Annotated in this window: 2 protein-coding genes; both read right to left on the minus strand. The window is 76.5% G+C overall.

The features are described from left to right. Nucleotides 1-3: 3 nt before the first annotated feature. A complete protein-coding gene (locus F8568_RS45040) occupies nt 4-3123 on the minus strand; it encodes a type I polyketide synthase (protein ID WP_151600303.1) in 3120 nt (1039 codons plus the stop codon). Then, nucleotides 3120-7026: type I polyketide synthase (locus tag F8568_RS45045; protein ID WP_151600305.1), on the minus strand; the 3907-nt coding region annotated here is incomplete at its 5' end. The genes F8568_RS45040 and F8568_RS45045, both read right to left, overlap by 4 nt.

Genomic DNA, 7026 nt, shown 5'->3' on the forward strand with positions numbered 1-7026 from the left:
GGGTCAGTCCTCCACGGTCTCTACGGGTGCGGTCTCAGCCGGTGCGGTCTCGGCGGGTGCGGTCTCGGCGGGTGCGGTGGCGGTCAGTTCGGCCAGCAGGTGGTCGGCCAGCTCGGCCGGGGTGGCCCGATCGAAGATCAGCATCGCGGGGAGCTCCAGCCCGGTCGCGGCCGCGAGCCGGTTCCGCAGCTCCACCGCGGTCAGCGACACGTACCCGACCTCGAAGAACACGTCGGTGGGCGCGAGCGTCTCGGCGGGCGGCCGGCCGAGCACCGCCGACGCCTCCGTACGGACGAGGTCGAGCAGCGCGTTCCGGCGACCGTCCTCATCGAGCCTCTCGAACCCGTCGAGCGGGGACCGCGCTTCCTCCGTTTCCTCCGGAGCGGGCGCCGCCGGACGGGCGGAGGCGGTGGGCGCGGATTCCAACCAGTAGTGGCGGTGCTGGAAGGCATAGGTGGGGAGGTCGACGCGGTGACGGCCGGCGAGGAGCGGCGACCAGTCGACGCCGCCGCCGCGGACGCGCAGTGCCGCCGCCGAGAGCAGGAACGTCCGTAGCCCGCCCTCGCCTCGGCGCAGCGTGCCGGTGACGGCGGCCGCGGCCCGCCCGGCGACGTCCTTGATCTCGGCCGCCAGCACCGGGTGCGCGCTGACCTCCACGAACGTCCGGAAACCGTCGTCCAGGAGGGCGCGGGCGGCGGCGTCGAACCGGACGGCGCCGCGCAGGTTGCGGTACCAGTAGGCGGCGTCCAGCCGCGTGGTGTCCAGCCACCGCCCTTCGGCGGTGGAGAAGAAGGGGACCTGGGACGGCTTCGGGGCGAGGCCGTCCAGGAGGTCGTGGAGCTCGTCGCGGATCGCCTCGACGTGGGAGGTGTGCGAGGCGTAGTCGACGGGGATCCGGCGGACCCGCACGCCCTCGTCCTCGCAGGACTCGATCAGACCGGCCAGGGCGCCGGCGTCACCGGCGACGACGACCGAGGCGGGCCCGTTGACGGCGGCGATCTCCAGGCCGGGCGCGAGCCGCGCGGCGACCCGGTCCTCGGGCAGCGCGACCGACGCCATGCCGCCGCGTCCGGCGAGGCCCCGGGCGATGGCCCGGCTGCGCAGGGCCACCACCCGCGCTGCGTCCTCCAGCGGCAGCGCCCCGGCGACGTGCGCGGCGGCGATCTCGCCCTGCGAGTGCCCCACCACGGCGTCGGGCACCACACCGAACGATTCCCAGAGGCGGGCGAGGGCCACGTTCACAGCGAAAGAGGCGGGCTGCACCACGTCCACGCGCTGCAGCGGGCCGCGCAGCTCTTCGGTGAGCGACCAGTCCACGTACGGTTCCAACGCCGCCTCGACCTCCGCCAGAGCGGCGGCGAACACGTCGGACTGGTCGGCCAGTTCGGTTCCCATTCCCGTCCATTGCGTGCCCTGGCCCGGGAACACCAGGACCGTGCGTCCTTCGACGTCCGCTACGCCGGTGACGGTGGCCGGTGCGGGCTCTGCGGCCGCGACCGCGCGCAGCCCGGCCAGCGCCTCGCCGCGGTCGGCCGCGACGACGACGGCGCGATGGGCGAGAGCCGCACGGCCGGACGCCAGCGAGGCGGCGACGTCGGCGGGTTCCAGCGCGGGACGTTCCCGCAGGTGGGAGGCGAGCCGCGCCGCCTGTGCCCGAAACGCGTCCGCCGTCGCCCCGGAGATTTCGAAGGGCCGGGGCGCCGAGCCTACGGGCGGCGGCGGGGCCTCTTCGGTGCTCACCGGCGCCTCTTCGATGATCACGTGCGCGTTGGTGCCGCTGACGCCGAAGGCCGACACCCCGGCCCGGCGGGGACGTCCCGGGTCGGGCCAGTCCCGCGGCTCGGTGAGCAGCCGGACCGCGCCCGCGTCCCAGTCGACGTTCGCGGACGGCGCGTCGACGTGCAGCGTGGCGGGCAGCGCGCGGTGCCGCAGCGCCTCGATCACCTTGATGATCCCGGCGGCGCCCGCGGCGGCCTGCGCGTGCCCGATGTTGGACTTCAGCGACCCCAGCCAGAGCGGCCGTCCGGCGGGGCGGTCGCGGCCGTAGGCGGCGAGGAGGGCCTGCGCCTCGATCGGGTCGCCCAGCGGGGTGCCGGTCCCGTGCCCTTCGACGGCGTCCACGTCGGCGGGCGCCAGGCCCGCCGCGTCCAGCGCCGCGCGGATCACGCGCTGCTGGGACGGCCCGTTGGGGGCGGTGAGCCCGTTGGAGGCGCCGTCCTGGTTGACGGCGCTGCCGCGCACCAGCGCGAGCACGGGATGGCCGTTGCGGCGGGCGTCCGGCAGCCGTTCCAGGAGGAGGACCGCGGCGCCCTCGGCCCAGCCCGTGCCGTCGGCGGCGTCGGCGAACGCCTTGCAGCGCCCATCGGGCGCGAGGCCGCGCTGCCGGGAGAACTCGACGAAGGGCGACGGCCGCGCCATGACGGCGACGCCGCCCGCGAGCGCGAGCCGGCACTCGCCGTCGCGCAGCGCCCGCGCCGCCAGATGCACGGCCACCAGGGAGGACGAGCAGGCGGTGTCGACGGTGAGGGCGGGCCCTTCGAGCCCGAACGCGTAGGAGACGCGCCCGGACACCACGCTGCCGGACGTCCCCGTCCCGAGCAGCCCTTCGAGGTCGTCCGGCACCTCGGCGAGCCCGGTCGCGTAGTCGTGGTACATGACGCCGGTGAAGACGCCGACGCGCTCGCCGCGCAGCGCGGTCGGGGCGATGCCGGCGCGTTCGAGCACCTCCCAGGAGATCTCCAGCATGAGGCGCTGCTGCGGGTCCATGGCGAGCGCCTCGCGCGGTGAGATGCCGAACAGGGCGGCGTCGAAGGCTCCCGCGTCGTGCAGGAAGCCGCCCTGCCGCACGTAGGAGGTGCCGGGACGGCCGGGGTCGTCGGCGAAGAGCGCGTCGAGGTCCCAGCCCCGGTCGCCGGGGAAGGGCGAGAGCCCTTCGCGTCCTTCGGAGACGAGCCGCCACAGGTCCTCCGGCGAGGAGATCCCGCCGGGCAGGCGGCACGCGGCCGCGACGACGGCGACGGGGTCCGCGGCGCCGGCACGCCTCAGCCGGTCGTTCTCCGCGCGCAGCCGCTCGTTGTCGACCAGCGCGGCGCGCAGCGCGCGGACGACCTTGTCGTCGGTCATCGGTTCCCTCCCAGAGCCCGTTCCACCAGGTCGTCCACGTCCATCTCGGCGATCGCCGCCGCGACGCCGGCGGTCCCGCCCGGCTCGCCGGGCGGCTCGGGCGCGAGCTCGGCCAGCAGCCGCCGCGCCAGGTCGGCCGGGGTCGGATGGTCGAAGACGAGCGTGGCGGGGAGCCGCACTCCCGCCGCCCTGGCGAGCCGGTTGCGCAGTTCGACCGCCGCGAGGGAGTCGAACCCGAGATCCTTGAACGCCTGCCCAGCGCCGACGTCGTCGGGGGCGTCGTGCCCCAGCACGGCGGCCGCGTGCCGTCTGACCAGGTCGAGCACGGTGCTCGTCCGTTCGGAGGAGGACAGTCCGGCGAGCCGGTCGGCGAACGACGCGCCGGGCGCCCCTCCGGCCGGCGGCGCGTCCCGGCGAGGCGTCCGGACGAGACCGCGGAGCACGGGCGGCAGGTCGCCGCCGGCGGCGAGCGAGCGGAGCGCGGCGGCGTCGAACCGAGCCGGGACGAGGACGGCGTCCCCGGCCGCGAGGGCGGTGTCGAACAGCGCCAGCCCTTCGGCCGTGGAGAGCGCGCCGAGGCCGCTGCGCGACAGCCTGCCCAGCGCGGCGTCGCCGAGGTGGCCGGTCATGCCGCTGGCCTGCGACCACAGTCCCCATGCGAGCGACACGGCGGGCAGGCCTTCGGCGCGCCGCATGCGGGCCAGCCCGTCCAGGAACCCGTTCGCCGCCGCGTAGTTGCCCTGCCCGGCGTTGCCGAGCACCCCGGCGCCGGACGAGAACAGCACGAACGCCGCCAGGTCCAGGTCGCGGGTCAGCTCGTGCAGATGCCAGGCGGCGTCGGCCTTCGGCCGGAACACCGGGGCGAGCCGCGACGGGCCGAGGTCGTCCAGCAGGGCGTCGTCCAGGGCGCCGGCGGCGTGGACGACGGCGGTCAGCGGATGCCCGGCCGGGATCTCCGCGAGCGCCTCCGCCAGCGCCTCCCGGTCGGCGGCGTCGGCCGCCGACACGCCCACCTCGGCTCCGGCCTCGCGCAGCTCCGCGTACAGTTCGGTCGCGCCGGGGGCGGCGAGGCCGCGCCGGCTGAGCAGGACGAGCCGGCGGACGCCGTGCTCCCGCACCAGATGGCGCGCGACCAGGCCGCCGAGCGTCCCGGTGCCGCCGGTGACCAGGACCGTGCCGTCCGGATCGAGGGGCGCCCGGCCTGGCGCGCCGGCACCGGCATGGGCGAGGCGGGGAGCGTGCGCGCGCCCGGCGCGCAGCGCGACCTCGGGCTCACCGGAGGCGACGAGGCGCGGCAGCAGTTCCCCGGCCTCCTCCCCCGACTCGGCCTCCACCAGCACGACCCGCCCCGGCTGCTCGCGCTGCACCGCGCGCACGAGGCCGCGGACGGCGGAGGCGGCGAGGTCGTAGGGCGCGTCGCCGGTGAGCACCGCGACCGGTCCGCCGTCGCGGGCGAGCCGGTCGCGCAGGAAGGCGACCGCCTCCGCGGTCAGCTCGCGGGCCGCGCCGGGCGTCCAGCCGCCCCGGTCGGTCAGGTCGAGAACGTCCTCGCCCGGGACGGGCGAGGCGGCCGGGCCGGGAAGGGCGACCGGCACCCGGTCGATCCGGTGGAGCAGGTCGTGCGCGGGCTCCAGCCGGCCGGGGTCCACGTCCCGGAGCCTGAGGGAGTCGATGGAGGCGACAGGCCTTCCGTCCCGGTCGGCGAGGGTGATCGCGTATCCGGACGCCGTGCCCTGGAAGGTCGCCTGCACGCGCAGCGCGGTGGCGCCGGGCGCGTGCAGGCGCACGCCGGTCCAGGCGAACGGCAGCGGTATCCGCCCGTTCGCGGGCGCCGTCGCACCGAGCAGGCCGGTGGCCTGGAGCGCGGCGTCCAGCAGGGCCGGGTGCAGGCCGAAGCCCTCGGCCCCGCTGCCGCCGGGCAGCTCCACCTCCGCGAAGATCTCCTCCCCGCGCCGGTAGGCGGCCCGCAGTCCCTGGAAGGCGGGCCCGTACTCGTAGCCCTCCGCGGCCTTCCGCTCGTAGAAGTCCTCGACGGGGACGGGTTCGGCATCCGCGACCGGCCACGGGAGCCGCTCCGCGACGTGCGGCCCGTCGGACAGCCGGCCCGTCGCGTGCCTGGTCCAGCCGCCCTGGCCGCGCCGCGCGTGGATCGCAACGTCCTGGTCGGCGACCACGACCCTGATCTCCACGTCGTCGTCGCCGGGCACGGTCAGCGGCGCCTCGATGACGAGCTCGTCCAGCGTGGTGCGTCCCGTCTCGGCGCCGGCCCGCAGCGCCAGCTCGACGAGCGCCGATCCGGGCAGCACGGTGGTGCCCGCGACGGCGTGGTCGGCGAGCCATCCGTGGTCGCGGAGCGAGAGGCGGCCGGTGAGGACGGCGCCGTCGGGCAGCGGGACGGCGGCGCCGAGCAGCGGGTGGCGCGCGTCCTCGATCCCGGCGGCGGTCAGGCCCCCTTGTCCGCGCCCGCCCTCCAGCCAGTAGCGCCGGTGCTGGAAGGCGTAGGTGGGCAGGTTCACGCGCCTGAACGGGCCGGGCCCGAACGCGCGGCTCCAGTCGACCGCGACCCCGGCGACGTGCGCCTCCCCGGCCGAGCGCAGGAACCGGTCGAGGCCGCCGTCGCCGCGGCGCAGCGTCCCGACGGCCACGGACGGTTCCGCGACGATCTCCGCGATGCTCGGCACCAGCACGGGATGGGCGCTGACCTCGACGAACGCGTGGAACCCGTCGCCGGCGAGGGTCTGGACGGCATCGGCGAAGCGGACTCGGCGCCGCAGGTTGCGGTACCAGTAGCCGCCGTCCAGCTCGGTGGTGTCCAGCCGGCGCCCCTCGACCGTGGAGAAGAACGGGATCGTCGACGCGCGCGGAGCGATCCCGGCCAGCAGGTCCGCCAGTTCGCCTCGGATCGACTCCACGTGCGAGGTGTGCGAGGCGTAGTCGACCGGGATCCGGCGCGTCCGCACGCCTTCGGCTTCCAGCGCGGTCTGCAGGGCGTCCAGGGCGTCCGGTTCCCCGGCGACGACGACCGAGCCGGGCGCGTTGACCGCGGCGATCTCCAGGCCGGGCGCCAGCCGGGCGGCGGCCTCGTCCGAGGGCAGCGCCACCGACATCATGCCGCCGCGCCCGGCCAGGCCGCGCGCGATGGCCCGGCTGCGCAGCGCCACCACCCGCGCCGCGTCCTGCAACGACAACGCCCCGGCCACATGCGCGGCGGCGATCTCACCCTGCGAATGCCCCACCACCGCATCAGGACGAACACCGAACGACTCCCACAACCGGGCCAGGGCCACGTTCACCGCGAACGACACCGGCTGCACCACGTCCACCCGCTCCAGCGGGCCGCGCAATTCCTCGGCGAGCGACCAGTCCACGTACGGCTCCAACGCCGCCTCGACCTCCGCCAGAGCGGCGGCGAACACCGGGGACGAACCGGCCAGCGCCACGCCCATCGCCGTCCACTGCGCGCCTTGCCCGGGGAAAACGAAGACGGTCTTGCCGTCGACCTCGGCCGGGCCTACGGACTCGACTTCGGCCACTGCCGCGATCGCTTCGGCGCGGCCGGCCGCCACCACGACGGCACGGTGCTCCAACGTGGCCCGCCCGGTGGCCAAGGCGTGCCCGACCTCCGCCGGGGCGAGGTCGCCGCGCTCGCGCAGGAACGATGCGAGCCGCTCCGCCTGCGCGCGCAGCCCCTCCGCCGTCCGGGACGAGAGGAGCCACGGAACCGCTCCGGGTTCCGCGCCGTCCCCCGCGCCGTGCCGGGGCTCTTCGGCCGCCTCTTCGATGATCACGTGCGCGTTGGTGCCGCTGACGCCGAACGACGACACCCCGGCCCGGCGCGGCCGGTCCACCTCCGGCCACGCCCGCGCCTCGGTCAGCAGGCGGACGTCACCGGCCGACCAGTCC

This window comes from Actinomadura physcomitrii (assembly GCF_008923205.2).
Taxonomy (GTDB): domain Bacteria; phylum Actinomycetota; class Actinomycetes; order Streptosporangiales; family Streptosporangiaceae; genus Spirillospora; species Spirillospora physcomitrii.

Coding starts and splice junctions, on each gene's coding strand:
- F8568_RS45040 (WP_151600303.1), bottom strand. CDS start 3,123: ATGACCGACGACAAGGTCGTCCGCGCGCTGCGCGCCGCGCTGGTCGAC.